The following is a 26148-nucleotide window of genomic DNA, read 5'->3' on the forward strand; positions in this document are numbered from 1 at the left end:
TTTAGAGCAGAAGGTAACATAAAAAGAATTATAGATTATGAAGCAGTTAACCTTATTCAATTCCGAAGAATTATATGAATTTCCAAAAGACCTTTTGGAGTTCAGGGAACATTTTTTAAATAGGGAAGAAGCTGATCTTTTAAAAGATAAATTGCTTCATTCTGCACCGTGGGAACAGCGTACTCAGAAAATGTATGACAAAACAGTAATAACACCCCGATTAACAGCCTGGTATAGAGACGATAGAAAAACTTATGACGCAGCAGACAGCAATACCTCAAGTACCAATTCCTGGACTCCTGAGTTATTTTCACTAAAAGAAAGGATAGAGAAAGAATTCGGCTATCAATTCAATGGTGTTCTCCTGAATCTTTACCGTGACAATAATGATTCAGTAGCCTGGCATAGGGATAAAGAGAGCCGTTATGGTAAACGACCTGTTATCGCATCGATCAGTCTCGGACAAACCAGAAATTTTGATTTCAGGAAAAAAGATCATCATCAAAGTAAATACAGTCTGCCTCTTCCTCACGGTTCGTTGCTTATTATGAAGGGAGATCTTCAGGAACATTGGGAGCATAGGATTGCTAAATCCAAATTGCAAATGGGGCCAAGGATAAACCTTACCTTCCGGTTGATCCGTGCGTTATAGGAATCATTATCTTATCTGCCAAATTTATCAGTTCATTTTGGGTGCCTGGATCTGCCTCATTTGATAAGAGAACAATACCGGAATTCAAGTCAGGATAAAAGACCATATAGCTGCTGAATCCCAGACTTCCACCTGTATGTGAGATACTTCTCCTGCCATCTTCTGTTATTTTTACTTTCCAGTTCAGTGCAATGGCACCATCCTCAATCTTGCCAAAAGTAGGCTGATGACTAAGGGCTACAACAGGATCTTTTTCATTCAACTGGAAAACCATATATTTCAACATATCCGAAGTGGAAGATGCAATGCTGGCTGCTACTCTAAGATCTTCCCAATCAATTATCGGCATTATTCGCCCTTTACCGTCATAGCCCTTTGCCATCTTTAATGAGACTTCTCCGGATTTCAGCAGACAAGTATTTTTCATTTTTAATGGTTTTACAAAATGTTTTTTTAGAAGATTTTCATAGCTGTCATTATAAAGATCCTCCATTATAAATCCAAGCAATTGTGCTGCAGTATTGCAATGTCTCGAAATGCTTCCCGGCAAAGCTTTAAGTTTCACCTGATGCAGATCCCGATAGAAATCCTGTCTGCTATATACCGTATGGACAGAATCCAAAATGTAAGGTATATCGTCCGGGTTTGCCTTTCCAAATAGATCCTTATCAGGCATCCAGTTAGGTAGTCCTGAAGTAAGATTGGCCAAATTCAGCAAAGTGATCGGTGTTCCATTATATTCGAAGTTAGGATAATCTTCTTTCAGATATTTTCTTATATCATCATTCATTTTTACCTTCTTGTCGAGAACGGCCTTTGCCAGTAGCGTAGCACCAAATGTCTTTGTGATGGAAGCTAGTTCGTATACGGTATGTTCTGTCGGAAGATCCTGCTTATCTCTTTCAGTCGAGCCGTAATTATAAATAAACTTCTTCCCATTTTTTATGATACCGACTGAAATACCGACTCTGGAATTATTTTGCATAAAGGCAGAAACCGAACGCTGTACCAATGAATCCAAAGGCGTCTTTAAACGATTATCAGTTGGTAATTGAGCAATCGCCTGGTTTGAAAATAACACTGCAGAGAGGAGCAATACCAACTTGATGATCTGAAATGACTTTTTCATCTGAAATATTTAGTGGTTAATATACTAATGACAATCGTAATAATCAATCTGTTACATGATAATCACTAAATGAACACGACACAGTAAACATATATCTGAAATGATTTGCTTATGCTATTGCAATAATAAACATTATAGCTATATTTGCAAAATACTTGATTAATCAAATATAATACAAATATAAAATGAAAGAAATAAGTATAATTCTCAATATTTTAAAAGTTCAATCCGTCATTACAAAAAAGTTTGACGGTTTAAGTCTACATGGTATTAGCCTTACTGACTATATGATCCTGTATATTTTAAGTAATGCACCCGGTAATCGTTTAAAAAGAATTGATCTTGCAGAGCGTACGGGCTTAACTGCCTCTGGCATTACGCGGATTATTTTACCAATGGAAAAAATGGGACTTGTAGCGAAGGAAAATAGTGATAGAGATGCAAGGGTGAGTTATGTAAAACTCACTTCTGCCGGAGAAAGAATTTTTACAGAAGCTACCACTACGGCGGAGCACATATCCAAAAAGCTATTAGACGGAATTGCAACAGAAAACTTGAGTGCTTTCGCCGGACAATTGAAAATATTAGGAGGCGATCTTTAAATCTAATAAATAAGCATGGACAAAAAATACAGAAAAAAATTAAAGACTGAGTTTTTGGGGACGAAACCATTAATGGGTGTATTAACTATTCTGAATAATGCAGAAAATAAAATATTTATCAAAGAGAGTACTAATTTAAGAGCACTTTCTAACAGAATCCAATTTGAGCTGAACAACGGACAATTTGATAACAGGAACTTACAGGACGATTGGAATCGGCTAGGAGAGGAGAGTTTTGTTTTTGAAAATGTGATTATTGTTCCATTGGAGGAGAACAAAATCATAGACTACAAAAAGAAGGTGCTGAAAGCCGGTAATGATCTGAAGGAGGAGCAAAGTAGAATAAAAAGTATATATTGATATGAAAAGCAAAACCTATTTATATCCAACCTACGAAGCCGGCCGGGATCTTATGTTAAAAAATATTCAAGGGTCAATCGTAAATTTAAATCTGATACATTTAAAGGAAATTGCTGATTATTCCGAGTTTCCTGAAATTGCACCCGCAAGGGGAATCTCTGGTTACGAAGCTTTTATGCTCTATGTAGACCTTGCCAAACCTTTTGTAGAGCAGAGTGGCGGAGAGATTCTTTTCATTGGAAAAGGAGACCGCTTTTTGATAGGTCCTCAGGACGAAAAATGGGATGTCTGCATGTTGATTAGACAAAGAAGTGTATCAGATTTTTTTGCTTTCGAGCAGAATCCGGATTATATGAAAATCACAGGACATCGCTCAGCTGCCATATTGGATTCAAGGCTTTTACCTTTAGAAATTGCACTGTAGTAAATTATTTATGGGGTATATCGAGCTAAAAAATGCTACCATCTATTATGAAATATTTGGAGCTGAAAACAACAAAACTATCGTACTTATCAGTGGGTTAAATACACAAATGACCCGTTGGGAACTTCCGTTTTGTCATAAGCTTGTGGAAGAAGGATTTCGCGTGATCTGCTTTGACAACAGAGACTGTGGTAAAAGTACTTTTACTACCTATGATAGCGACGATAGGTATAGTTTTTCCCTGAATGATTTTCTACAGCATCCAGAAAAATATCCTGTCCCTTATTCTTTATTGGATATGGCAGATGATATAAAAGATTTATTGCATTCACTTGGCATCCGCAGCACGAATATTGTAGGGCGTTCAATGGGTGGCATCATAGCACAGTTATTTGCATCACGGTATCCGGAAATGACCCAGACACTGACTTTATTGATGTCTTCAAGCTTTAATCCTGCTCTTCCAAAGCCTGATGATGCATTGGTAAAAAAAATGACCAGCTCATCTGTTAATTTCAAAGGTAACCGGGAAGCCTATTTGAAAGAAAAAATAGGCTTTATGAAAGCTATTTACGGCAGCAGATATATCCTTAGTGAGGAAAGGGAGCGTGAGCTAATTATTGAAGATGAAATTCGACAATCTCTTTCAGTAAGACCTTATCACCAAATAATCGCCCTCGTAACTTATATATTTAATCCAAATGTTCTAATGGGTATTCAGGCACCTACACTGATTATACATGGGGACGAAGATCCATTATTTAATATGGAACATGCGATTGATTTAAAAAACAATATACCCGACTGTCAGCTTATCATCAAAAAAGGTATGGGGCACTCGATACCACAGGCACTGTTTCCATCATTAATGCAGGATATCTCAAATTTTATCGCTGCACAATGTGATAAAGGTGAGCATGTGTAATCAGCACATCGCAACATCACTCCGTTTTGGGCAATACCTTGTTAGTTGCTGTTGGTAGTCGTTAAACTTTCATAATGGTTCTATTATATTCCATATATAATACCGAACGACTTTCTAAAGAGAAAGATTGAATGAAATTGAAGAGTAGCGATTATTATGTAAATTTGATAGCTAATCGTTAATTATAGAATATGCTAAGAAGCCTGGGCATTTTTTCGGATTTTGAAGTTCAATTGTTTAATCAAAATATTGAAATCAAAACCATCGAAAAAAATGAAATCCTTCTTTCCGAAGGTGAAATTTCAAAATCGATTTTCTTTGTCAAGGCCGGAGCTCTTTTTCAAGTCCAAAAGATCGATGATGAAGAAAAAATTATTGATTTAAATATTCAGAATGATTGGGTGTTCAATTTTGATAGTTTGACGAATCATATTCCATCCAATACATTCATAAAGGCATTCGCTAAATCTGAAGTTGTAGAGCTAAAACTGGAAAGTTTACACAAACTGATTTCGATTTCTCAAAACTTTTTGCAGCTCAACAAGATCTTTAATTCGCTGTCTGCTAAAATTCATATTTATGACAGCAATCTGAACCCGACTGAAAAATATAATCACCTCCTTAACAATAAACCTCAGATCATTAAAATTTTCCCTCTGAATATGATTGCTTCTTATCTGAAAATGCGCCAGGAAACTTTGAGCCGGGTAAGGGCTAATGTGATTTTTTGATTTCAATCAAGTGTTGCTTCGAGATTAATTATGGAAATTTGAAAGAAAAAAAATGATTACTGATATTATTGCAAAATTACCAATGAGGCAAAAAGAATTGACTTTAGATTTTTATAAAAAATTAGGCTTCACCGTTTTCGGAAATGAATTTGATCATTACTTAATGCTACAAAGAGATGATCTGCAATTGCATTTTTTTGAATTTAAAAACCTTGTTCCGGCCGAAAATTATGGACAGATTTATATCCGCACCACATCTATCGAAAATTTGTACAATATTTTCATTGAAAATAAAGTTCCGATACATCCCAATGGTCATTTAACGGAAAAACCTTGGGGACAAAAGGAATTTTCTATTCTTGACCCCGATAGTAATTTAATCACATTTGGAGAAACATTGAATTAAAAACAACTTTGACGGAAGAGATTACACCATAAAACATTTGTGTGAAGACCATTTTCGTCCCTAGTCATTTCTGGCATTATTTTATCAACACTAACGATAAAAATGGGAAATGAAAAATTTGTTGTTCGAAAATTGGGAAAAGCTTGGACAGGTCGCATTGATGACCATTGCCTCTTTTGTCATTCTATTCCTTTTCATCAGGATCTCAGGAAAAAGAACCCTGGCTAAGTTCAATGCTTTTGATTTTGTGGTCACGGTCGCTCTGGGTTCCACATTGGCTTATATGATGCTTGCGATGGTTCCATTGGCAGAAGGTGTAATGGTCTTATTTCTGATAATAGCTTTACAATACCTGTTCGCAAAATTGGCAAGTACATCGGACAAAATGGAGCACCTGATCAATTCCTCTCCACGCTTACTGTTCTATAAAGGCAAATACCTCAAAGACAATATGAACACCGAGGCCATAACGGTTGATGAGATCAACGCTGTAGTGCGTCAGGACGGAATTGAAAAGTTAGATGATGTTTTGGCAATTGTCATCGAGCTCAATGGAGAGATCAGTGTCATCAAAAAATCAGATACTCCAGGCGGTAAAAGTTCTTTAGAAGATCTTGATATCCCTGACGGTCAAGGAGGTGGTGATTTATAGAAACTTTTGCCGTTATATATTTGAATTTTAATTGACCAAGCTTATCTACGTTTTTACCTTTTCACTCTTTTCATTGGAAAGGTTTGTTTGCGATTCTGTCCGTTTTTTCTTCCTGAAATTTCTGCAATCAACGAATCGGAATTGATTTTGGTGTAAGCGATGATCTGGGGAAAGTCGTGTTGTGGATTTTCAAAGACCAATTGATTTTCTGAAATGCTCTTGGCAGCAAAACGGACAGGTAAACCCTCATTTTGATTTTTAACAGTCGGAATATAAAACAACTTTTTATTTTCCTGCAGTAGTCGGATATTTTCAAAAACGATCGTGTCTTTGTCTTTTATGCTATAACTTTTTCCCGAAAATTCATTATTGCGAGCCTTGGTCCAGGTTTCATAGATGCTGCCTCTTTGTGTTTTATTTTCCCACGTACCGATGAGCCATTCAGCTTTTTGAATATCGTTTGTACTTTTTATTGTCCAGGCATAAAGAATAGCCAGACTAACAACCGTAATAAAAAATTTTGCTCCTGTTTTCATAATTCTAGCTCATTAAATGAATTGTCATTTCGCAAAGTTGCGATGTTTTTGAAAACTAAAATTGTAAAAATGGGACAAGTCTAACCCGTTCCGTAGAAAAGCGAGGACATCTTGAGCTGATTACCATAAAATTCTTTGGGTGTAGATCCTGTAAATTCTTTAAACTCTTTGATAAAGTGTGCCTGGTCGTAATACTCGTTTTCGTAAGCCAGTTCTGCGAGGTTGGAGAACTGATCGTTCAGCAACATTTTGAGGGCAGTCTGCAATCGAATAGTCCTGGATAGTTGTTTGGGACTCAAACCGATGGCTGAAGAGAATTTGCGTAACAATTGTCTTCGGTTGACTTTGTTAAGTTTAGACAGTTCGTCAACCGGGATTTGTCCGTTGGCTGTTATAATGGTTTCAACGGTTGATTTTACAATGCGGTCAATGGTTTCTGTATCAGTCAGACGATTAAGTAAAAATATTTCAATAAGCTTTATTCTCTCCGAAGTGGAATTGGCATTTAGGACCTGTTGCCCAATTTCCTGTCCATCCTTTCCAAACAGCTTTTCCAATGAAACGGCGGTATTTTCCATCTCTTTTATCGGAATGGCGATAAAAGGCAAAAATCCTTCCGGATGAAAGCGAACGGAGAAAATTCCGGTTTCGCCAGTCGGCTCGATCTCAAGTGGTCGAGTCAATTGCCCGATAACAAAACATCTGGGCTGGATAATGCTGTTCCCATTATCTAAATATTGTTTGTACAGATCGCCATAATGAAAGATCATCTCCATACATCCGTCAGGAACGACGATTTGCTTTTCAGGCGTTTCCGCTTTCGGGCTTTCCAATGTCCAATAACATTTGATAAATGCTGTCAAGTTCTGATCCGGTTCAAATGTCTGGTAATTCATCGGCTTCTTTTGCTGAAAGTTATTCCACTTTAAAACTTCAAAGTAATTCAAATATAATCAATCTTCGTATAAGAGATTGATGGATCATCTATCATCAACCTGCGTGATTTAAATACAGGTCAACTGGAAACCTTCGTAAAAAGTGCACAGATTATTTTAAAACCTGCTCAAAAACTAAGCAACCCAACACTAATCCTGCGTAAAAATTGAGCAGGATATTTAAGTGCGTGCTCAAAATTTGAGCATCCAGATTCCATAACTTTATCACAAGTGTAAAGCGGATCGTCATACTCCTGCTTAAAAATTGCGCCACCTTTTCAAAAACCAGCTCAAAAATGTTACAAGAAAACGCCGACCTGGCTCAAAAATTAAGCAGCTTCTTTCACAACCTGCGTAAAAATTGAGCAGAGTATTGTCAATGCTGCTCAAAAATTAAGCAACCTTGAATTCGTTACCGTTCCGCTTTCTTTTCTTTTCAATAGTAATTATTGCAACTTATTAATAATCAGTCAAATAAAATCTTTTTAAGAGCTCTGAAAAAATCAGAAGTATTACTTTGCAAGATGTGTCTTTGTATATACACTTTTCAAGTTGGACATCCAAGACGATCTTGCCTTTTTGCAAAAGGGGGAAAGACTTCGGAACTCGTCTTTTGTTATTCTAAAATCTGGTATAATATTCCAAATTATTCTTTTTTAATCTTTACAGATTTCAGATTAATCCGGACTGACTTTAAATAGCCCAAGTCCCTTCAAAGCTATTGTTTTGAGAGATTTGATGTTCCAACTTTGCAACAGAAATCTTAATCAAAAAAAGATGAAAACACTTGTCTACTTTTTCTTTAGCCTTATGTCGATATCGGTCTCAGGACAGGTCGGCATTAATACTCAGTTTCCGAAAGCAACACTTGAAGTGGTTGGAAAACCAGGTGAAATGAATCATTTTGACGGAATCATTCCGCCACTAATTACCGGCGATGAATTGTCTGCAAAGACATATTCCACCGCACAAAAAGGGGCCATTGTGTACGTCACCTCGCCTGCAAACAGCCCAACAGGACAGGCAGCTCAACTAACGAAATCGGGATTGTATTGTTTTGACGGTCAGCAATGGAATGCATTGACTAAGGATGACTCTTTGGAAATGGTTACACTTAGAGGCAATACTTCTACGGTTGAAATTATCGTAAAGGACTTTCTTAAGCTCGATTTTGACCAGAAAGAAAATTATATCCTGGGAAAATCAAGAAGTCCGATCACAGGTGAATACAATACCATCGTGGCGACAGATTCCAACATCACTTCCGGTAAAGGAAATTCAGCATTTGCCTACGCAATGTCACAGGGAAAGGTGACCGGTAAGTTAAATTACGGAATGGGTGTTTCGGCATTAAACGGTATTGCTAACGGAACTATATCCGGTAACAGGAATATCGGTATAGGCCCAGGCGCCATGTCATATATCACGTCAGGCAATGACAATATATCAATCGGTTACCTTTCAGGAACCGGAAACCGGACAGGCTCTAATAATATTTTTATTGGCGTTGGTGCTGGAAGTCCTGCCGTCGGAGACAGAAGCGTCAGTAATAAGCTGGCCATTCATTCGACACCGGTTAACACAAATGCAAACGCTTTTTGGGATAGTATCACAACCAATTATACCGACTACAAGTTTGCCCTTATCTCGGGGGATTTTTCCGAAAGGTGGTTAAATATTAATGGTAAATTAAGCGTTACACCTTCCCAGATGCCAAACGCAGACGGCGACGCATCATATACAAAAAAAGTTGTGGCAAAAGCTGATGGTTCATTTGGTTTCGCATCAGAAATAATTCCGGCACCTCCTTCGACAGGAACATATATTTTAAAAAGCGTCAATGGAATTGCCAGTTGGAGTGTGCCATGAATAAAGATGATAGTACAGAATCTTCTGTGGTTGTTTTCAGAATCAAAAAGGAGCGAAAGGAAAACTGGAAGGAATTGTGCAAAGAAAAAAATATTTCTCTGACCAGTCTGATTATCGATTGTGTTGAACGCCGGATAATGGATGATGAAAGAAGAAAAGTTCTTGAGTTCATTGAAAAGCAGGATAATATCTTTGTAAAAATCGAAACCAATGTCAATCAGTTGGCAAGAGTGGTTAACGGACAGAAGTTCATCTCGGAAAGTCAATTAGAAGTATTTTCCGCACAGCTCACAGAAATAGCAAAACTGAAAATTAGGCAAAATATAATATTTGAAAACATCTGTCGACTGCTTTCAAAATGATCGTCAAGTTAATGAAACCTGCGGGATCAAACTTTCCCGGAGTTGAGTACAACGATAAGAAGATCGAGAAGGGAAAGGGAGAGCTGATGCTGATGAAGAATTTTCCGCCATTCATTAATGAAAATAGCAATAAGCAGCAAGTCAAGAATTATCTGAAAGCGATATCCAAAAGCAATAAGATACAAAAGCCACAATTCCACGCAGTGATCTCTACCAAATTCCAGGAGCACAGCAAGGAAGAACTTACAATAATCAGCGCAGACTTTATGGGGCAAATGGGATACGGACAACAGCCCTACATTGTAATTTTTCACAAGGATACTGAGAATAATCATATCCATATAGTTTCCACAAGGGTCAATAAACAAACCGGAAAAAAGATCTATGACAGCTACGAAAAGCTAAAAGCCCAAAAAGCTATGGCCCAGGTGATGGAAAAACGTTACGGAATAAATGAAGAGGAAAAGTTAAATCAACTTTTAAATTACAAAATTGGCTCTTTTCAGCAGCTGAAAACTTTGCTTAACAGAAATGGTTACCAACTTACCGAAAACACAAATGATGGAAAATCCATTACCATTTTAAAAAACGGCATTGTCCGGCGAAGGCTATTAGCGAATCAGATCGTTTTTAGCAATAAAGACAGTGAGAAACGAATTAAGCAGATCAGAGCCATTTTTTCAAAATACAGGCAGCTTTATGCCAACAAAGTTTTCAGAGTGGATGATTACAGAAAACAGGAGGCGATGCTCCCTGAAGAAAAGCATAAAGACCATTGGAAACCAGAGATTGAATTTGAAAGCGAACTTCAGAAAAAATTGAGAGATTCTTTCGGTATCGATATCGTGTTTCATCATAAGGATGATAAAATGCCTTTCGGCTACACGTTGATCGATCACAAGACCGCAACAGTTCATAAAGGCAGTGAGATCATGAAGATGGGAGAATTGTTTGAATTCACATCAACCATGATGGATAAAAGGTTTTTTGAGCAGTTGAAAGACTATGGCATTCACAATGCGGAAACCAGGATGGTGATGCTACAATATCTTAAAGAACGATATCCGGAAAATGAGCTGAAGGATTTTATGTTGTTTGAGAATAAAAAGATGAAGAACAGGGAAGTATTCAATGCCATCAGAAATGATGTAAAGGAATATCTCAAAAGTCAAGGTGGAGATGATGTAAGCCTTGTAAAATCCGAGGAAGGAAAATATTACGCGATCCATTCCAGGTTTCACTTCGTTGGAGAGCTGCAACCATTGATCGGAGAAAAGCAATATCAGCAGTTTCTAAATCCGGAAATGAAAAATGAAAAGCTATTGGAAAACAATACCGGAAACGATTTGAAGCAAGCAGTTAACGAAATGCTGTTTAAATGGATGAGGTCTTCCAGTACAGCAAAAGACCCATCTGAGAACGAATTGAAAAAGCGACGAAAAAAAAGATAAAACCGGTAACAAAAATGATTATCACCTTTGGAACACAAAAAGGAGGAACGGGCAAAACCACGCTTGCCATTGCTTTTGCCAATTATATTTCGGGAATATCTGAAAGGAAGGTCAACGTGTTCGATTTTGATTTTCAGAAATCCTTTTATCAAAAATGGATCGAAGATGAAGAATCAGAACTGCCGAAACTATATGAGGTCAAGATCATTGATGAGGACAATGAGCAGCCTTTCTCTGATTTTGAACATCTGATCGAAATGAAAGAAAGTGAAGAGGTCAATGTTTTTGACCTTGCCGGAACGCTGGATGCCAGGTATAGTGATCTGCTGATTTACAGTGATTTTATCGTGATCCCTTTTGAGTATTCTAATGTTTCCGCAAAATCAACGCTGGTTTTCATCAATTTTCTGGGATTGCTGGAAAGCCAGGCAGAGCGAATATTCATTAGGTCTAAATACGATAAGGGGTATAAATATCAAAACCAGGAAGGAATGGATGCTGAGATCAGTAAATACGGAATTCTGCTGAAAAGTCCTGTATTCAAAAGAAACTGTCTTCAAACCATTGATACAAGGAAACTGACCTACGAGCAGAAATATGCGGTCAAAAATCCTTTCAATGAACTGATCGGTCACATTAATCAAATGCTTGAAATTAATATATAACGATTTTAAAAACACTTACAATGATCAAAATATTTCTAACCATTCTGGCTGTTTATCTGCTGTACTATGCAGGAAATATTGTCTATGACCTTTTTCTGAAAAAGGATGCTGCATTAAAAGAAAATGAAGCGGAAGAATATGCCCTGACTGAATTTACAGAGCAGAACAAAACCGAAATAAAATCAGTCAGCATCGATGATGTAGAGCATCTCAATACACCGCGTTCATTCAGCGCAAAAGAGCTGTTTCCTTCAATGGAAGACGAGCCGATTGAACCGCGTGATCTCGACTACTGGCGCATAAAATTCGAATCGGATCAGGATATTGATGCATTTCAGACTACACCTGAAAATACTAGGCATTCAAAAGAGCCACAAGAAATTCCGGAATACCGTTCGGTTGAACAAGAAAATATTCAAATCGATGAAATAAAAGAGTTGTTAGCAGCTCCTTCTGAAGAAGAGAATGTTCATTCTGACTATAAGAAAGAGGATATTAATTTAAAGCTAAAACAGCAATTCAACCGATTCCTAAGCCTTGCAGAAACCCAGGTGCAGGTCCTTTCAGACCGTGAAGGATTCAAGGTCTATCATTCAGTGATCTAGAAGAAAACCGAAATATAAAAATCTTCAAATGATCCGCTTCATTAGCCGGATAGCATACGTCCTATGCCTTTTTCTGAACAAAAACACAATTCAAATATAAAATCTCACGTATTATGAAACACAAATGCAAACGTTACTTAACGACGAAAAAATTATTTACAGTGGCACTTCTTCTTGTGGCGGTCACGCCTATAATGGCACAGGGTGGCGCTACGGCTATCTCCAATGCAGCCAATGACATTAAAGACTATTGGGATCCGATTAAGCTGATCTTAAAAGCTGTCGGAGGACTAGTTGGATTCATCGGCGGACTTCGAGTATATAACAAATGGACTAACGGTGATCAGGATGTCAACAAGGAAATCCTGGGGTATGGCGGAGCGATGATCTTCTTAATCGTTGTTCCCGAGTTCGTAACCTCATTCTTTGCCTAAGTTATGGGTTTCTATTTATACAAAGGATTGAAAAAGCCTCTTGTATTCTTCGGGTTCAAAGGAAAGTATATCATCTATGCAGTAGGCGTGATTGGCGCAGGTGTTGTGGCCGCATTGATATTATCCAAATTCGGATTGCTCGGTTCGTTGGTGGGATTGGCAGCTACGGCAGGAGGCGTTTACCTGATCTTCAGAAGACAGGACAAATATGGACTCTACGACAAGACCAAAAACTTCAATCAGATCTTCATTTTTCCAAAAAGGTTTAACAACAAAATTTTAAAAAATGGCAACAGCAAAAAAACACCCATTTGATATTCCGTTTATCGGTTACGATTACGGAAAGGATTTCAGTTGGGATTTTGATGTGCTGTTTGGACAGTACGGCAATCCCATTATCGGAATCAGGATCAAAAACATCGTTGAGCAGTATTCTGCTGATCCGGATAACTACCTAAACTTCCATACGGTACTTAATCAGGTCGTGTCGATCATAGGAGAGGGAAGGATCATTCAAAAACTGGATATATTCACGAAGAAGAAATACACCGCCGAGCCATCACCTCAATTCCTGCAGCAAAAATATTCAGAGCATTTTGACGGAAGATTGTTTAAAACTATTGAGACTGTTTTGCTCTTTACCGACATCGTGGATGACAAGCTGAAAAAGAAAAGCAAGCATTACAGCTTTTCCGAAAAGGGTTTTAAGGAGCTTCGTGATAAGTCCCAGAAGGTGTTTATGTTGTTGAATCAGAGTGGCTGCGAACCGGAATTTCTCTTTGAGAAAGATTTTGAATTTTACATCTCAGGCGTTTTGTCAATGCAGTTTTCAGAAGTGCCGTTATTTGACAATATCAAAAGTACCAGTGAATATCTAAAAGTTGGCAATCGGTATGTCAAGAGTATCGCCTATGTCGATGTCGAAAATATCGATCTGCCCTCAGAAATAGAACCCTATTCAATACTTGGCGGAAATGGAGCCGCTTCGGAAACAGCGGTTGATAATTTTACCTTCATCAATGAATTGGAAGATTATGAAACCATTGTTTACAATCAGGTCATTACCATTCCACTGCAAGCGCAACAGCAACGAGAACTGGACAAGAAAAAGAAAAAGCACGAAGGTGCCGCCAACAATTCCCCCTCCAATGCCATTATCGCAGAAGAGATCCAAAACCTGCTGCTTAATATCGCTATTGATGGCCAGCTGGTGGTCAATGCCCATTTTTCGCTGCTGTTTTCAGCAAACACGCTGGAAGAAATGGAAGGGGTCCAGTCCATGATTGAGAACAAGCTGTTTACTAAAGGGATCATTGTTTCCAAAAATGCCTACAACCAGATGGAGCTATTCCGGGCAGCAATTCCGGGCAATGCAACAGAACTCAGGGAGTATGATCTTTTTATGACGACAAGCGAAGCGGCCTTGTGTTTTTTTTTTAAAGAAAGCTATCCTGTGAATGAAGAATCCAACTTCTATCTGAGATTCACCGACCGGCAGGGAGTACCCTTAAAGGTTGACCCCGCTGATCTGCCGATGAAGACAGGACGGATCAACAACCGTAACAAATTTGTTTTAGGTCCCTCTGGTTCCGGAAAGTCGTTCCTGATGAACAATATTATTGAGCAGTATCTTACTTACAATTATGATGTAGTCATTGTTGATACGGGAGATTCTTATTCGGGAACCTGTAAATATAAAGGAGGAAGATATATTCAATATACCGAAGAAAAACCGATTACGATGAATCCTTTTCTGATGGACAAAAAAGAGTTCAATATTGAGAAAATTGAGTTTCTGACCAACCTGATCTTCCTGATCTGGCAGGGACCGGATGCAATGGTGTCCTCCGCGCAGAAATCAATCCTTGATAATGTGTTGATGTCCTATTACCATCAGTATTTCAATTCAGGAACCAATTGGTTTGAAAGTAAAACATCAGAAGAATTGGTCTTGTACCTGGCAAAGTATAATATTCACGAAGAAGATATCATTACTGCTAAATCAGCGACAGGTGGTCGTTCTGAAACCAGCTATTACGATATTCTTGGGATATCATTTGATGCATCTGCAGATCAGATTAAAGAGACAGGAAGAAAATTGTTGAAATCTTACCATCCAGATAAAAATCTGAATAATCCAGACTACGACAGCGAAAGGTTTTACAGAGTGTATGAAGCATATGAAACCCTTAGTGATGAGCAGCGGAGAAAGATATACAATGAAACGCAGCTGATTCTTATTAAATCAAAAGATATCGTAGAGCGTCCGGAATCTGTAGCAAACTGGGATCAAAACTTCCGAAAAGCCATTATTAAAAAGATTAAGGAACTCGAACAAAAACTTGAAATCAAAGAGCTTTCGTTCAACGGATTTTATGATTACTGCGAAAAATTTCTGCCTCTTTATCTCAACAACAAGAAGCATAGCATCACGGAAAAAGAGTTTAATCTCAGAACATTTTTGTTTGTGCTAAGGGATTTTTATAAAGGCGGTAGATATGGAACGACTTTGAACGAGTCTGCCGACAATACACTGTTCGATGAATCCTTCATTGTCTTCGAGATCGACAATGTAAAGGATAATCCAAAGCTCTTTCCGATTGTGACACTCATCATTATGGACACGTTCATTCAGAAAATGCGTCTGAGAAAAGACCAAAGAAAGGCCCTCATCATTGAGGAAGCCTGGAAAGCGATTGCGAGTAAGCTGATGGGAGGTTACATTTTGTACCTGTATAAAACGGTCCGTAAGTTTTGGGGCGAGGCGGTGGTCGTGACACAGGAACTGGATGACATCATTGGAAATGCTGTGGTGAAGGATTCTATCATCAACAATTCCGACACCTTCATCCTGTTAGACCAGACCAAGTTCAAGGACAATTTTGACCGGATAGCATCGCTGTTATCGCTGAATAAAGTGGAGCAAAACAAGATTTTCACGATCAATAATCTTAACAACAAACTTGGCAGGAGCCGGTTCAAGGAATTTTATCTGAAGAGGGGTTCCAAGGGTGAGGTATATGGAAATGAAGTCTCCCTTGAACAATACCTGACCTATACTACTGAAAAGCCTGAAAAATCAGCCGTGGAGTATTATGTACAAAAGTATGGCAACTATGACGAGGCTTTGATAAAAATCGTATCGGACCTAAAAGCTTTTGGTGATAGTCTTGAAAACCTGGTGTCTTTGGTAAATCTCTGCCGGCATCCTCTGGATCAGAAGGTCGTTTCCTACTACCAAAAGATGAAGAACAATCATCCCGGGAAAAATATCTTCAAGGTTATCGCCCAGGAACTGGAAGAACGAAACATCAATTTCCCTGAATTAATTAATAAAAATGAATATCAGTATGAAAAAGCTTAGCCTGTTATTTTTAGGATTCTGCGGACTGCTATCTGCTCAGAATACCTACATCGACCCGACAGTAACCGCTGCGATGATCCTCTATTCGGAAAATCTGAAAGCTAAACAGAACGAGGTTATTGATGAAACGTCCAAACTGAAGGATGCGCAGACTTGGGTGGGAACCCAGATGGTCGCTGCCAATGATATTCAAAATAAGATATTGAAAGGATTGAAGGAGGTTTCGGGAACCTTACAGAATGGAATCCAGGTACAGGAGATCTATTCCGAACTGAATAAGTGCTACATGTATTCCTCACAGGTGGTGCAGCTGGCATCACAGCATCCGCATTATGCGATTTTCGGTACTAGGGCTTCGCAGAAAATGTATGAGCAAAGCCTGAAGATCGTGACGGATGTTACGGATATCCTGACATCTGGAGAATTAAACCTGGCAACAGCAGGAGATCGTTACAAGATCCTGCATAACATTTCGGGAAATGTGAAAAGCCTCAAGCTCTGGCTTCTGGCCATCAAGCTGAGACTGGAGAAAGCCAACAGGCTGGGATTCTGGAATTCCATCAATCCTTTTGCAGGGTACATTAATACCGATAAGGCCATTGTGAATGACATTATGAACCGCTATAAAAGAAATTTTTAAATCAAAAGTGATGAAAAAGAAACTGATCACTTTTCTCTTCGTTGTGGCAGCCTATTTCCTGCTGACTTCATCCGGCGGTAGTTCTACACCGGCCTGGCAACAGGAAAATGTTTCTTTCCCAATGATGGATATTGAGATCAATGCTACCATGAAAGAACACGACCGGCAAAAAGAGATGCGGCAAAAGCAAACGCTCAATGCCTCTGTGGAAACGGCCAATGAGTCCCAATGGAAGAATTTCAAAGACAAGGTGACCAAGATCCAGGACAGGCTGCGTGTTGTCTCATTTGCAATCCAGGTAATACCTGCAGGCATAGCAATGAGCAGGGAAATAACCAAAATAACGGATAATCAAACTGCCATTATCAATGAAATTAATACAGCGCCTTATTCCATCATTACTGTTCTTCCGGCACAAGTACAGTTTGTGGATGACCTGCAAATGACCTTACGGCTACTCACCGGAATTATTTTGTCTTACGGTGCAATCAACCAGATGGAACAATCTGAACGCAAGGTATTACTGGATTATGCATTGCGCGAGGTTAAGTCGCTCAGTAGAAATTCAACCCATATGCTTCTAAAAATACGGGATATCAAAGCCAAGGTACTGCGTAACAAACGAGCCTTCCAGTATTATGTCAACAGGGACCGCCAGGTGGTGGAAAACATTATGAATCACATTAAATCCTTTTAGCGATGAAGAAAATAATAATCTTTGGAACATTCCTATTTGGTGTAACTCCTGCTACGAGCCAGCAGATCGTAATCAACGATAAACTGCTCTCACAGATCACGGTCAATCACGGGGTACGTCTGGCCAGCGAGCAGGCATTCCTGGATTCTTACAAAAAGCAGAAAGAACTTTACGACGAGATCAACAATAAAACAATGCAGGTGATCGCCATTCAGGAGTATATCTACCAGCAGCTGAAGAATGTCAATTCCGCACTTAGCCAAAGCAAAAAGCTGATCTATCTGTATCAATATCTGGGAAAGATCGTCAGCAATTCTAACAAGATGCTGGATCTTTCTGTGCAGCATCCTGAATACGCCTCCCTGGTCTCCAAATATTATGTTGAAATCGGAAAACAGGTCATAAAGCTCCAGCAGGAGGTTACGCAGGATATTCTGAAAGAGGATAATGATTTCCTGATGGATGCCATGGATCGCGAAATGCTGATCGAAAAAGTTTTTACTTGGGTGAGGAATATTCACGGCAACATCCTCTACATTATTATGAGACTTGAAAACGCCAAAAAGATCCCATACCTGTACCAGGTTCCGATCCTCAGGAATTATATCAATATCGACAGAGCTATTGTCGGAGATATCATCACCAAATATAAATACATCTTCAATTAAGAATTATGGAAATAGTATTGAAAAAAGGGACATTTTTGGTTTTTCTATGTGTCGCTATTTTGGCATCAGCACAAATAAGTGTCAAAAGACTGAATGATCCAGCAATTGTTGCCCAACATAAACGTATGACCTTTGAGAGCTGGGGAGACTGGCGGCCATACCCCAAATATTTCCTGGGTATCCAGACCAATTTTGCCTATGCAACGGTTTGGGGAATGTGGGCACCCAAGATCAACAGGGACTATAAGGACGGTGACGATATCCGTCCATTAAAATCTACAGGAGAACAAAATCTGCGGTTCGCACAGCTGAAATTCCAGGACGAGGAAGTTAAGAAGATCAAGGCTGCATCCGATACGATCTATAAAAGAAGCGTGCAGGACCTTGCACACTGGACTTCTGCTACAGTCGATGCGGACCCGCTATGGTTACTGTACTACAAACGAATGCTCAAACCGATAACGGAATTTCCGGACAACCCACAGAATTTTATGGAATGGCGACTGAAAGACCAGCAGACCTTCGAAACGCTTAATAGTACGGGAACATTAAAACGGCTTCAGGAAGAACTTGATCTTATAAAAGAGAAATACACATGGTCCCGGACGATGGATATGCCGAGAGGAAAACGCTTCATTATGTTCCACGAAACGCTGATCCGGTGGCGGATATTTGTGCAGGAACTGAGAAGGTACAATAACCGAACGACATTGCTTCTGGATTATAGGAGTATCCTGAACAGCCATTTGCCAACTGCATTGCCTACACAATGGACACCTACCTCAGACAAAGGAATTGTTCAAAACGTGATGCAGCAATATAAACACAAATATTAGAGATGAATAAAAAACTAACGCTTTGCCTTTTGGCAATATTACTACCGGTGATCACCCTTGCACAAACCGATGGCGATTACAGCAATCTGCTTCAGTTTCTGAAGGGTGATGGCGCTTTTGAAAAGTGGTTTATGGAGGTCTTTACCAAGCTGGACACCAGTATTCAGGACAGTGCTCAAGGTTCCGCATTGGTCGGAAGGGCGATCGGAGGATTGGGTGCATTGATGTACCTCGGTTATATGGGCTGGCAGATGGCTGCCGGAGACAGGGAATGGGAAATTACCCCGATGCTTAAGCCGATTTTGATTGGCTTTACTTTGGTGTATTGGACGGGGTTTGTCAATCTTATACAGGCACCCTTTGAAGCTATTGCGGAACCCGGCATTGCGATTTTCAGCGATATAGAATCTGAGGTCAATGATCTGCGGGTTCAGCGATTCAAAAAACAACAGCAATTGTTGGATGCCGTCATTAAGCTTAATGCGGAGGAAGATGCGAAGCAGGAAGTGATTAACAATACTTCAAAAGATGCAGATGATTCGTGGTTTGATATCAGCGACGGGATCGATAAGCTGCTGCAGCCCATCAAGGAATGGCAGATCAGGATGCAGTTCCAAATGCAGAAACTCGTTGCTGAAGTGATCGAGTTTGTCTGTCTTTCCATTCTGAGGATCTGTGTTTACCTGATATTTTTTATCCAGAAAATATGGGCATACATTCTAATCATTTTAGGTCCGATCGCTATTGGAATGGCCCTTGTACCGGGATTTGAAAACTCGCTTTACAGCTGGGTATCCAAGTTCATCAATATTAATCTGTACACATTTGTCGCTTATACTGTCATCAACATTGGACAACAGCTTATCGCCTCAGGCTACACGATGGAAATCGAACGGTATGATAGCTTACTGACCAACGGAACTGTTACCAACCTTGATGCCTTAATGGTCTATGTTAGTAATTCAGGAATGATCTATAATGGACTTTTTACCTGTGTTGCATATATAGTAACCGGTATTGGTGTTCTGATGACTCCAACAATAGCAGACAGTATTGTTTCAGCAGGCGGGGCCGGTGCTATGACGAAAATGAAACAAGCCGCCGGAAAAGTGGCAAGCAGTGCGAAAACAGCCGTACTGACTGTGAAAACAGGCGGAGCTGCTGCAGCGGCGTCAGCTGCCAAATCAGCCGCAGCAGGTTCCGCTTCAGGTAGGGTTAACAGTGCAATGAATAACAAAAAGAAATAAAATATGCTGATAAAAAATATAGAACAGCGAATTAGAATCAATAAGATCGTTTCTCTATCTGCCATTGGTTTTGCCGTATTCATCGTTATTGCCGGATTTTTCTTTTCCTATCGGATAATCCAGGATTCTCGAAGATCCATTTACATTCTCGATAATGGCGTTCCGGTGTTGGCTAAGCAGACTGATGTCCTTTTGAACCGCCCGGTAGAATACAAAGCCCAGATTGAACTGTTTCACCGCCTTTTTTTCACACTGGCTCCGGACGATGCTTATATCAAGGAGAATATTCAGAAGTCACTCTATCTGATTGACGACAGCGGGAAAAAGGAATACACCAATCTCCGGGAAAAAGGATTTTATAACCAGATCGTTGCTTCCAGCTCAATGGTCAGCATCCATGCTGATTCAATCACGCTCAATATGGATCGAAAAAAATTTCAATTCTTCGGAAAGCAGATGATCACGAGGAAATCATCGGTCATCACCCGAAAGCTGATTACTGAAGGATTCTTCGAGGACATTATCCGAAGCACCAATAATCCACATGGTGTGCTGCTGAAGAACTGGCGCATCATCGATAACGAGGAACTTTCTAATCAAACCAAAAATTCGTATTAAGATGAATGCTTTTATAAAACAAACCGGCAAAAAGTGGTTGGACCGTGTGGCAAAAACTCCGAAAAGGTTCTTTACCTATTCTATGATCTTTCTTTCGGTCTCATTTATCGGATCGCTGATACAGGGAATCTTCTTTCCTTCCCAAAAGACCTTTACCATTAAACCGCCTGTTCTTTATTCTAATAGTAGGATCAGCCAGAATACGGCTTCCGTTCAGGACACGGAAATGGAAAAGATCGTCAGCGAGCTGAAATTGCTGAAAGACAAAAGAGACCGGAATGCTCTGCAAAAAGAAGACAGCCTGAGAATAGAGTTTCTATTTAACCGATTCCAGCAGTTGAAAAATAGCCGGTAGTACCGGAGAATGTAATAAAAATTAAAATGCAATGAAGAGAATTAATTTCAAACAGAAAAAATATGTGCTGCCTCTTCTGGCTCTGCCTTTCCTGCTTCTATTCGGTTACGTCGGTGCGGAGTTCACCAAAGAGGATAAGCCCAAAGAAAAGCCGAAAGAGCTGTCCCTTTCACTGGGAGAAACGAAGGATTCAATACTGAATAAGAATGATGCCTATGATGCATTTTTCAAAAAAGATGACAACCGTACGATGCTGGAAGGACTGGATAAGGAACGGGACAGCCTGTTAAGTTATGACGATCAATTATCACTGGCTCAAAAGAGAAAAATTGATTCGCTGAAAGCGGTATCGTCAAGACAGAATCAATACCAGGCTAAAGGAAATTCTTCATCCTATTATAATCCAAAGCAGCAAAATGAAGACAAAGACTACAAAAGGTCTTCTGAGATTATCCGGATGCTGAATGAGAAATCATACGGGGATAAGGGAAACAATTTCGCCGGGACACCGAAGGAAAAGACACAAAATGTCCAACCTGACCCGGTCAAATATCTGAAGCAACAGATGCTAGTGATGGATTCCCTGGAAAAGGCAAGAGATCCGGAATACCAAAGCAAACTGGCGGCAGAACAACGGCTCAAAGCCAATAAGGAAAAGATGGACGAGTTTCTGAACTCAACATTCAATGTCAGCAAATCAGGAATCAACAATGTTTTCAATGCCTTTTATAAAGAACAGGAAAACAGCTTTATCAAAGCGGTCATTGATGAGAATAATAAAGGGTTCCTCGGCAGCAGGATCAGGTTCCGTTTATTAGAAGATATATTCGTCGGAAACAGAAAGATCAGCAAAGGTTCCATTCTCTATGGGCAGATTTCCGGATTCTCTATGCAAAGGGTTGATCTGAAGATCGTCTCGGTATTCACCAAGGGAGAGATCTTTCCTGTTAACCTCTCCATCTATGATGTGGACGGGATGAAAGGGCTATATGTTCCCCAGAGCGTGTTCCGGGATATGATCCGGGAAATGGGAAGCAATTCGGTTCAGGGTACGCAAATGGATATGGGCGGACAGGGCTTCTTCACTAGCATCGGTTCCAAATTGTTCACTTCCACTTCAAAATCTATAGCCAATCTGATAAAAACCAATAAAGCCAAACTGAAGTACAATTCCTATGTATTCCTGATCGACGAAAAACAACTTAAAGAATCACAAAACCAGCAAAATAAATAAAATGATGAGAAATTTATTATACAGTCTGATGCTGTTTACAGTAAACTTGTTAACCGCACAAACCGCTACTCCTGAACAAATCATTTCTGATCTGCCGGAACTTGAGATCACGGAAGTAATAAACCTGCATATGATATCACCGGAACCGATTCAGTATGTAGACCTTTCCACTGATAAACTGACCGGGGATCTTCCAGCCAACAATATCGCAAGGATTAAAATTACCGATAACCCAAGCTCTGAGAAAGATAAAAAGAAACAGTCCGCGCCTTTTTTCACCGGAGATACAGTGGGTATCATCACGGTTGTCGGGCAATCTTTCATTGCGCAGTACAAAGCGGTCTACAGAAACCCGGACAATCTCAATACGGTTACCAATATCCATATTCAACCCGAAGCGATGCAGCCCATCGAGTTTGATAAGATGGGCTTCTCCAACCGTGAACTCAGACAATTCGCCTTGCGAATTATTGAGAATAAAGCCGATAAAAAGCCGGTCAGAACGGAAAACAACCTCAATCTCAGTATGCAGCTTAACAATGTATATGTGATGGGTGATTACATTTTTCTGGATCTTACTTTTAAAAATGCGTCTCACCTGAGCTACGGCCTGGAAGCCCTCAAGTTTTCAATTGAGGATAAGAAGATCTATAAAGCAACCAACAATCAAAGTATTGAAATGACACCGGTGTTCCAGCTGAACCCTCAAAAGCACTTCAGAAAAAACTTCAGAAATATTTACGTGTTCAAAAAATTTACCTATCCGAATTCCAAGGTGATGATGATACGGCTAATCGAGGAACAGCTTTCAGGAAGGACCATCGAAATGAAAGTGAACTATTCGGATATCCTTAGAGCAGATACCTTCTAGCGGAAGTTCCGCTTCCATTTTTCTAAACTTTAAATAAAAAGAAATGCAAGAACAACAACATCAGATAAAGATCTATGGATTCCTGCAAAAGGCAGTCTATGGTGTGGTTGCATTGGATTGTGCTGCTCTTTTTTACCTGAATGCTCAAGTTCCGGTAATCTCCAATCTATTAAAGAACTTCTCGAAGATGAGCTTTATTTATCCACCCATTAATGCCAAGTTTGCCACACTCCTTTTGATCGGGTTGGTTGCTATCGGCACGAAGGCTAAGAAAAAGAAAGACCTTAATGTAGCAAAGGAGATCATTGTTCCAATGGTTCTGGGACTGGTAATGATGTTCTGTTCCCTATTATGGCAGAATGAGGCTGGAAACACGGAACTTCCAAAAGTCTTCCCTGGGATGAACCTGTACCAGGTCATTTATGCGGTTCTCTCTTTTCTGGGTGCTGTAATTCTTCAGATGGGTGCAGACAGCATCTCTAAGCTGATGCAGCAGAAAATGGGGAAAGACCGATGGAACGTGGAGGAAGAATCCTTTGACCAGAACAAAGAGCTTGTCAATACCGACACCAGCATTAATATTCCCTACCTGTTTCGTTATAATGGCAAGATCAACAAAGGATGGATCAACATCAATCCCTTCCGAGGAACAACGGTGATCGGAACGCCTGGAAGCGGAAAATCATTCGGTGTAATCAATCCGGCTATCCGCCAGATGATCGCAAAAGGCTTCTGTTTATGCATTTATGATTTTAAGTTTCCGGATTTGGCGCAGATCGCCTATTATCATTATCTACTGAAAAAAAGTAAAGCGTCTGAATATAATTACAGCTTCTATGTGATCAACCTCAATGAGGTTGAAAGATCAAAGCGGGTCAATCCCTTTCATAAAAAGTATGTCCAAACACTAGCAGAAGCACAGGAAATGGCGGAATCGATGGTATCCTCACTACAGAAAGGCGGAAGTAGTTCAGGGGGAGGATCGGATGCGTTCTTTACCCAATCCGCAATCAACTTCCTCTCATCCTGTATCTACTTCTTTGCCACCCTGGAAAACGGAAAATACTCAGACCTGCCGCATATCCTTTCCTTTATGAACCGTAGCTACCAGGAGATCTTTGATACGTTGTTTACTAATGAGGAGATAGGCTCCCTTCTATCACCATTCAAAACGGCCTATGACAACAGAGCTTTTGACCAATTGGAAGGGCAGATCGGAACATTAAAGATATTTCTGTCCAGGTTAGCAACCAAAGAAAGTTTCTGGGTGTTTTCCGGCAATGAAGTTGAACTAAAGATTACCGACAGGGAAAATCCGTCAATCCTGATCTTAGCCTCAGATCCGGGAACACAGGATATTAATTCAGCTTTGTATTCGTCCGTGTTAAACCGAACCCTACGACTGATCAATTCCAAGCACAATCTGCCGGGTGGTATTATTGCGGATGAGTTTCCAACTATTTATATCCATAAGATTGACAATGTAGTCGCCACAGCAAGGAGCAACAAGGTTGCCGTGTTGCTTGGCCTTCAGGAGATTCCTCAGCTTCGGCAGTTTTATAAAAAGGAGGTGGCAGATACCATTTCTGCCATTGTCGGAAATATTCTTTCCGGTTCGGCAAGGGATAAAAATACACTAGAATGGCTGGAAAAACTGTTCGGAAAGATCAAGCAGAAATCCTATTCCCAATCCATATCACAGCAAGGAACGACAACGAGCATCAATGAAAAAATGGATTATATGATCCCGGCTGGAAAAATAGCAGCATTGAGGACAGGTGAAATGGTTGGAATGATTGCACAAGGAGAAGAAAACGACGCAGATGAATATAAAACATCTGCAATTCATGGAAAGATCAATTTGGATATGAAAGTCCTAAAGGAAGAAGAGAAGCAATACCCTCAGATGCCGGTCTATTATTCATTTATTGACAAACGGGGAATTAACCGAAAAGAAGAAATACTGATGAGCAATTTCCGGAAGATCAACAAGGAAGTCGAACTCATTGTGAATGAATTTATAAAATCAGCATCATGAAGTCACTTAAAACATACTTTCTGATCGGATTGCTCTTTTCTTTTCATTCGTCGCTTTATGGACAATTTAATACGCTTACACCTGCAATGCCAAAGAAAACAGAAAACGTTCGAATCTTGGAAAAAACTGAAGAGGCCAAGGATCTTAAAAAGAAAACGGATAAAAAATTCTGGAAAGACATTTTTAATGCGACATCCAAAGCTGAGCTGAAAAAAGAATTGGACTCTTTGAAAAGATGGATTATGGAGAATTCAGATAAAAAAGACAAAAAATGGGATGTGAAAGAAGTTAAGGATTCACTGATTTTAGACTTACAGAGCCGACGACTTATCCATCAACAAAAGAGAGACTTTGAGAATATGAATGATCAAGTAAAGTTCTCAAAGATCGCAATGCCCTTGAGCAATGCTTTTAAAATATCTTCTTCCTACGGAAAAAGAATACATCCCATTACCGGAACAGTGAGAATGCATAATGGCATTGACCTTAAAGCCTACTTTGAGAATGTGTATGCTGTAATGGACGGGATAGTTACAGCCAGTGGCTGGGATCCCAAAGGTGGCGGAAATTATATTAAAGTAAAACATTTCAACCGTTTTGAAACGGCTTACCTACATCTTTCAGAAAGCTATTACAAAGTGGGAGAGTTGGTAAGAACGGGATACATCATTGCAAAAAGTGGCAATACCGGGAACTCTACCGGACCTCACCTGCACTTTGCGGTGAAGAAGAATGAAAAATTTATCGATCCTATGCATTTTCTTAATGACCTGATCAGAGCGAATCATTTGCTAATAGCATCTTATGGTAACGAACCAACTTCTTATTTCCAAAAATAAAAA

At 39.6% G+C, this 26148-nt stretch carries 30 protein-coding genes; 27 read left to right on the top strand and 3 right to left on the bottom strand.

The window, feature by feature from the left end:
* Nucleotides 1-37 precede the first annotated feature (37 nt).
* Nucleotides 38-652, top strand: a complete 615-nt coding sequence (locus AC59HC_RS06040) for an alpha-ketoglutarate-dependent dioxygenase AlkB family protein (RefSeq protein WP_496558220.1) — start codon at nt 38-40, stop codon at nt 650-652.
* On the opposite strand, the gene AC59HC_RS06045 is transcribed toward AC59HC_RS06040, so the two are convergent.
* Nucleotides 624-1781: a serine hydrolase domain-containing protein gene (locus AC59HC_RS06045; protein WP_496558221.1), complete on the bottom strand. Its 1158-nt coding sequence runs from the start codon at nt 1779-1781 to the stop codon at nt 624-626. The genes AC59HC_RS06040 and AC59HC_RS06045 overlap by 29 nt on opposite strands.
* A gap of 185 nt (nt 1782-1966) precedes the next feature.
* On the opposite strand from AC59HC_RS06045, the gene AC59HC_RS06050 reads away from it, so the two are divergent.
* From AC59HC_RS06050 to AC59HC_RS06080, 7 genes are all read left to right on the top strand, one after another.
* On the top strand, nt 1967-2383 hold the full coding sequence (locus AC59HC_RS06050; RefSeq protein WP_496558222.1) for a MarR family winged helix-turn-helix transcriptional regulator: 417 nt from the start codon (nt 1967-1969) through the stop codon (nt 2381-2383).
* Nucleotides 2384-2398: 15 nt separating this feature from the next.
* A complete protein-coding gene (locus AC59HC_RS06055) occupies nt 2399-2743 on the top strand; it encodes a GIY-YIG nuclease family protein (RefSeq protein WP_496558223.1) in 345 nt (114 codons plus the stop codon).
* A 1-nt stretch (nt 2744) separates the two neighbouring features.
* Entirely contained in the window at nt 2745-3167 is a 423-nt protein-coding gene (locus tag AC59HC_RS06060; RefSeq protein ID WP_496558224.1) for a DUF1330 domain-containing protein, read from the top strand.
* A 10-nt stretch (nt 3168-3177) separates the two neighbouring features.
* Nucleotides 3178-4092, top strand: a complete 915-nt coding sequence (locus AC59HC_RS06065; RefSeq protein ID WP_496558225.1) for an alpha/beta fold hydrolase — start codon at nt 3178-3180, stop codon at nt 4090-4092.
* Nucleotides 4093-4283: 191 nt separating this feature from the next.
* Nucleotides 4284-4823: a Crp/Fnr family transcriptional regulator gene (locus tag AC59HC_RS06070; protein WP_496558226.1), complete on the top strand. Its 540-nt coding sequence runs from the start codon at nt 4284-4286 to the stop codon at nt 4821-4823.
* A gap of 52 nt (nt 4824-4875) precedes the next feature.
* Nucleotides 4876-5229 carry a bleomycin resistance protein gene (locus tag AC59HC_RS06075; protein ID WP_496558227.1) on the top strand — a complete coding sequence of 118 codons (354 nt, stop codon included), beginning with the start codon at nt 4876-4878 and terminating at the stop codon, nt 5227-5229.
* Nucleotides 5230-5338: 109 nt separating this feature from the next.
* Complete coding sequence (locus AC59HC_RS06080; protein WP_496558228.1) at nt 5339-5881, top strand: DUF421 domain-containing protein; 543 nt, start codon at nt 5339-5341, stop codon at nt 5879-5881.
* 53 nt (nt 5882-5934) lie between these two features.
* On the opposite strand, the gene AC59HC_RS06085 is transcribed toward AC59HC_RS06080, so the two are convergent.
* Nucleotides 5935-6417: a DUF6265 family protein gene (locus AC59HC_RS06085; RefSeq protein WP_496558229.1), complete on the bottom strand. Its 483-nt coding sequence runs from the start codon at nt 6415-6417 to the stop codon at nt 5935-5937.
* An 80-nt stretch (nt 6418-6497) separates the two neighbouring features.
* A complete protein-coding gene (locus AC59HC_RS06090; protein WP_496558230.1) occupies nt 6498-7364 on the bottom strand; it encodes a DUF6597 domain-containing transcriptional factor in 867 nt (288 codons plus the stop codon).
* Between the two features lie 765 nt (nt 7365-8129).
* Here AC59HC_RS06090 and AC59HC_RS06095 point away from each other — a divergent pair.
* The 19 genes from AC59HC_RS06095 (at nt 8130) to AC59HC_RS06185 (ending at nt 26145) form a co-directional block, all read left to right on the top strand.
* Complete coding sequence (locus AC59HC_RS06095; protein ID WP_496558231.1) at nt 8130-9221, top strand: phage tail-like protein; 1092 nt, start codon at nt 8130-8132, stop codon at nt 9219-9221.
* Nucleotides 9218-9583 (top strand): hypothetical protein, encoded by a 366-nt coding sequence (locus tag AC59HC_RS06100; protein ID WP_433985731.1) that lies wholly within the window; start codon nt 9218-9220, stop codon nt 9581-9583. Before AC59HC_RS06095 ends, AC59HC_RS06100 begins: the two co-directional genes overlap by 4 nt.
* An 11-nt stretch (nt 9584-9594) precedes the next feature.
* Entirely contained in the window at nt 9595-11034 is a 1440-nt protein-coding gene (locus tag AC59HC_RS06105) for a relaxase/mobilization nuclease domain-containing protein (RefSeq protein WP_496558232.1), read from the top strand.
* Between the two features lie 14 nt (nt 11035-11048).
* A complete protein-coding gene (locus AC59HC_RS06110) occupies nt 11049-11699 on the top strand; it encodes a ParA family protein (RefSeq protein WP_433985729.1) in 651 nt (216 codons plus the stop codon).
* A 20-nt stretch (nt 11700-11719) separates the two neighbouring features.
* The gene (locus tag AC59HC_RS06115) at nt 11720-12304 is read left to right on the top strand and encodes a hypothetical protein (RefSeq protein ID WP_496558233.1); all 585 of its coding nucleotides are present in this window, start codon (nt 11720-11722) and stop codon (nt 12302-12304) included.
* Nucleotides 12305-12417: 113 nt separating this feature from the next.
* Nucleotides 12418-12738: a DUF4134 domain-containing protein gene (locus AC59HC_RS06120; RefSeq protein ID WP_496558234.1), complete on the top strand. Its 321-nt coding sequence runs from the start codon at nt 12418-12420 to the stop codon at nt 12736-12738.
* Between the two features lie 3 nt (nt 12739-12741).
* A complete protein-coding gene (locus AC59HC_RS06125) occupies nt 12742-13053 on the top strand; it encodes a DUF4133 domain-containing protein (protein ID WP_496558235.1) in 312 nt (103 codons plus the stop codon).
* Entirely contained in the window at nt 13025-16102 is a 3078-nt protein-coding gene (locus tag AC59HC_RS06130; RefSeq protein ID WP_496558236.1) for a TraG family conjugative transposon ATPase, read from the top strand. Before AC59HC_RS06125 ends, AC59HC_RS06130 begins: the two co-directional genes overlap by 29 nt.
* On the top strand, nt 16089-16742 hold the full coding sequence (locus tag AC59HC_RS06135; RefSeq protein ID WP_343658795.1) for a hypothetical protein: 654 nt from the start codon (nt 16089-16091) through the stop codon (nt 16740-16742). Before AC59HC_RS06130 ends, AC59HC_RS06135 begins: the two co-directional genes overlap by 14 nt.
* A gap of 10 nt (nt 16743-16752) precedes the next feature.
* Nucleotides 16753-17439 carry a hypothetical protein gene (locus AC59HC_RS06140; RefSeq protein ID WP_496558237.1) on the top strand — a complete coding sequence of 229 codons (687 nt, stop codon included), beginning with the start codon at nt 16753-16755 and terminating at the stop codon, nt 17437-17439.
* A gap of 2 nt (nt 17440-17441) precedes the next feature.
* Complete coding sequence (locus AC59HC_RS06145; protein WP_142726032.1) at nt 17442-18107, top strand: hypothetical protein; 666 nt, start codon at nt 17442-17444, stop codon at nt 18105-18107.
* Between the two features lie 5 nt (nt 18108-18112).
* Nucleotides 18113-18943: a hypothetical protein gene (locus AC59HC_RS06150; RefSeq protein ID WP_496558238.1), complete on the top strand. Its 831-nt coding sequence runs from the start codon at nt 18113-18115 to the stop codon at nt 18941-18943.
* 2 nt (nt 18944-18945) lie between these two features.
* The gene (locus AC59HC_RS06155) at nt 18946-20190 is read left to right on the top strand and encodes a TraJ family protein (protein WP_496558239.1); all 1245 of its coding nucleotides are present in this window, start codon (nt 18946-18948) and stop codon (nt 20188-20190) included.
* A gap of 3 nt (nt 20191-20193) precedes the next feature.
* The gene (gene traK, locus AC59HC_RS06160; protein ID WP_496558240.1) at nt 20194-20808 is read left to right on the top strand and encodes a conjugative transposon protein TraK; all 615 of its coding nucleotides are present in this window, start codon (nt 20194-20196) and stop codon (nt 20806-20808) included.
* Nucleotide 20809: 1 nt separating this feature from the next.
* A complete protein-coding gene (locus AC59HC_RS06165; protein ID WP_496558241.1) occupies nt 20810-21163 on the top strand; it encodes a hypothetical protein in 354 nt (117 codons plus the stop codon).
* A gap of 31 nt (nt 21164-21194) precedes the next feature.
* Complete coding sequence (gene traM, locus AC59HC_RS06170; RefSeq protein WP_496558242.1) at nt 21195-22397, top strand: conjugative transposon protein TraM; 1203 nt, start codon at nt 21195-21197, stop codon at nt 22395-22397.
* Between the two features lie 4 nt (nt 22398-22401).
* Nucleotides 22402-23268 carry a conjugative transposon protein TraN gene (gene traN, locus AC59HC_RS06175; RefSeq protein ID WP_496558276.1) on the top strand — a complete coding sequence of 289 codons (867 nt, stop codon included), beginning with the start codon at nt 22402-22404 and terminating at the stop codon, nt 23266-23268.
* 43 nt (nt 23269-23311) lie between these two features.
* Nucleotides 23312-25306, top strand: a complete 1995-nt coding sequence (locus tag AC59HC_RS06180) for a type IV secretion system DNA-binding domain-containing protein (protein ID WP_496558243.1) — start codon at nt 23312-23314, stop codon at nt 25304-25306.
* Nucleotides 25303-26145, top strand: a complete 843-nt coding sequence (locus AC59HC_RS06185; protein ID WP_496558244.1) for a M23 family metallopeptidase — start codon at nt 25303-25305, stop codon at nt 26143-26145. Before AC59HC_RS06180 ends, AC59HC_RS06185 begins: the two co-directional genes overlap by 4 nt.
* Nucleotides 26146-26148 lie beyond the last annotated feature (3 nt).

It is taken from the genome of Chryseobacterium sp. DZ-32 (assembly GCF_059587025.1).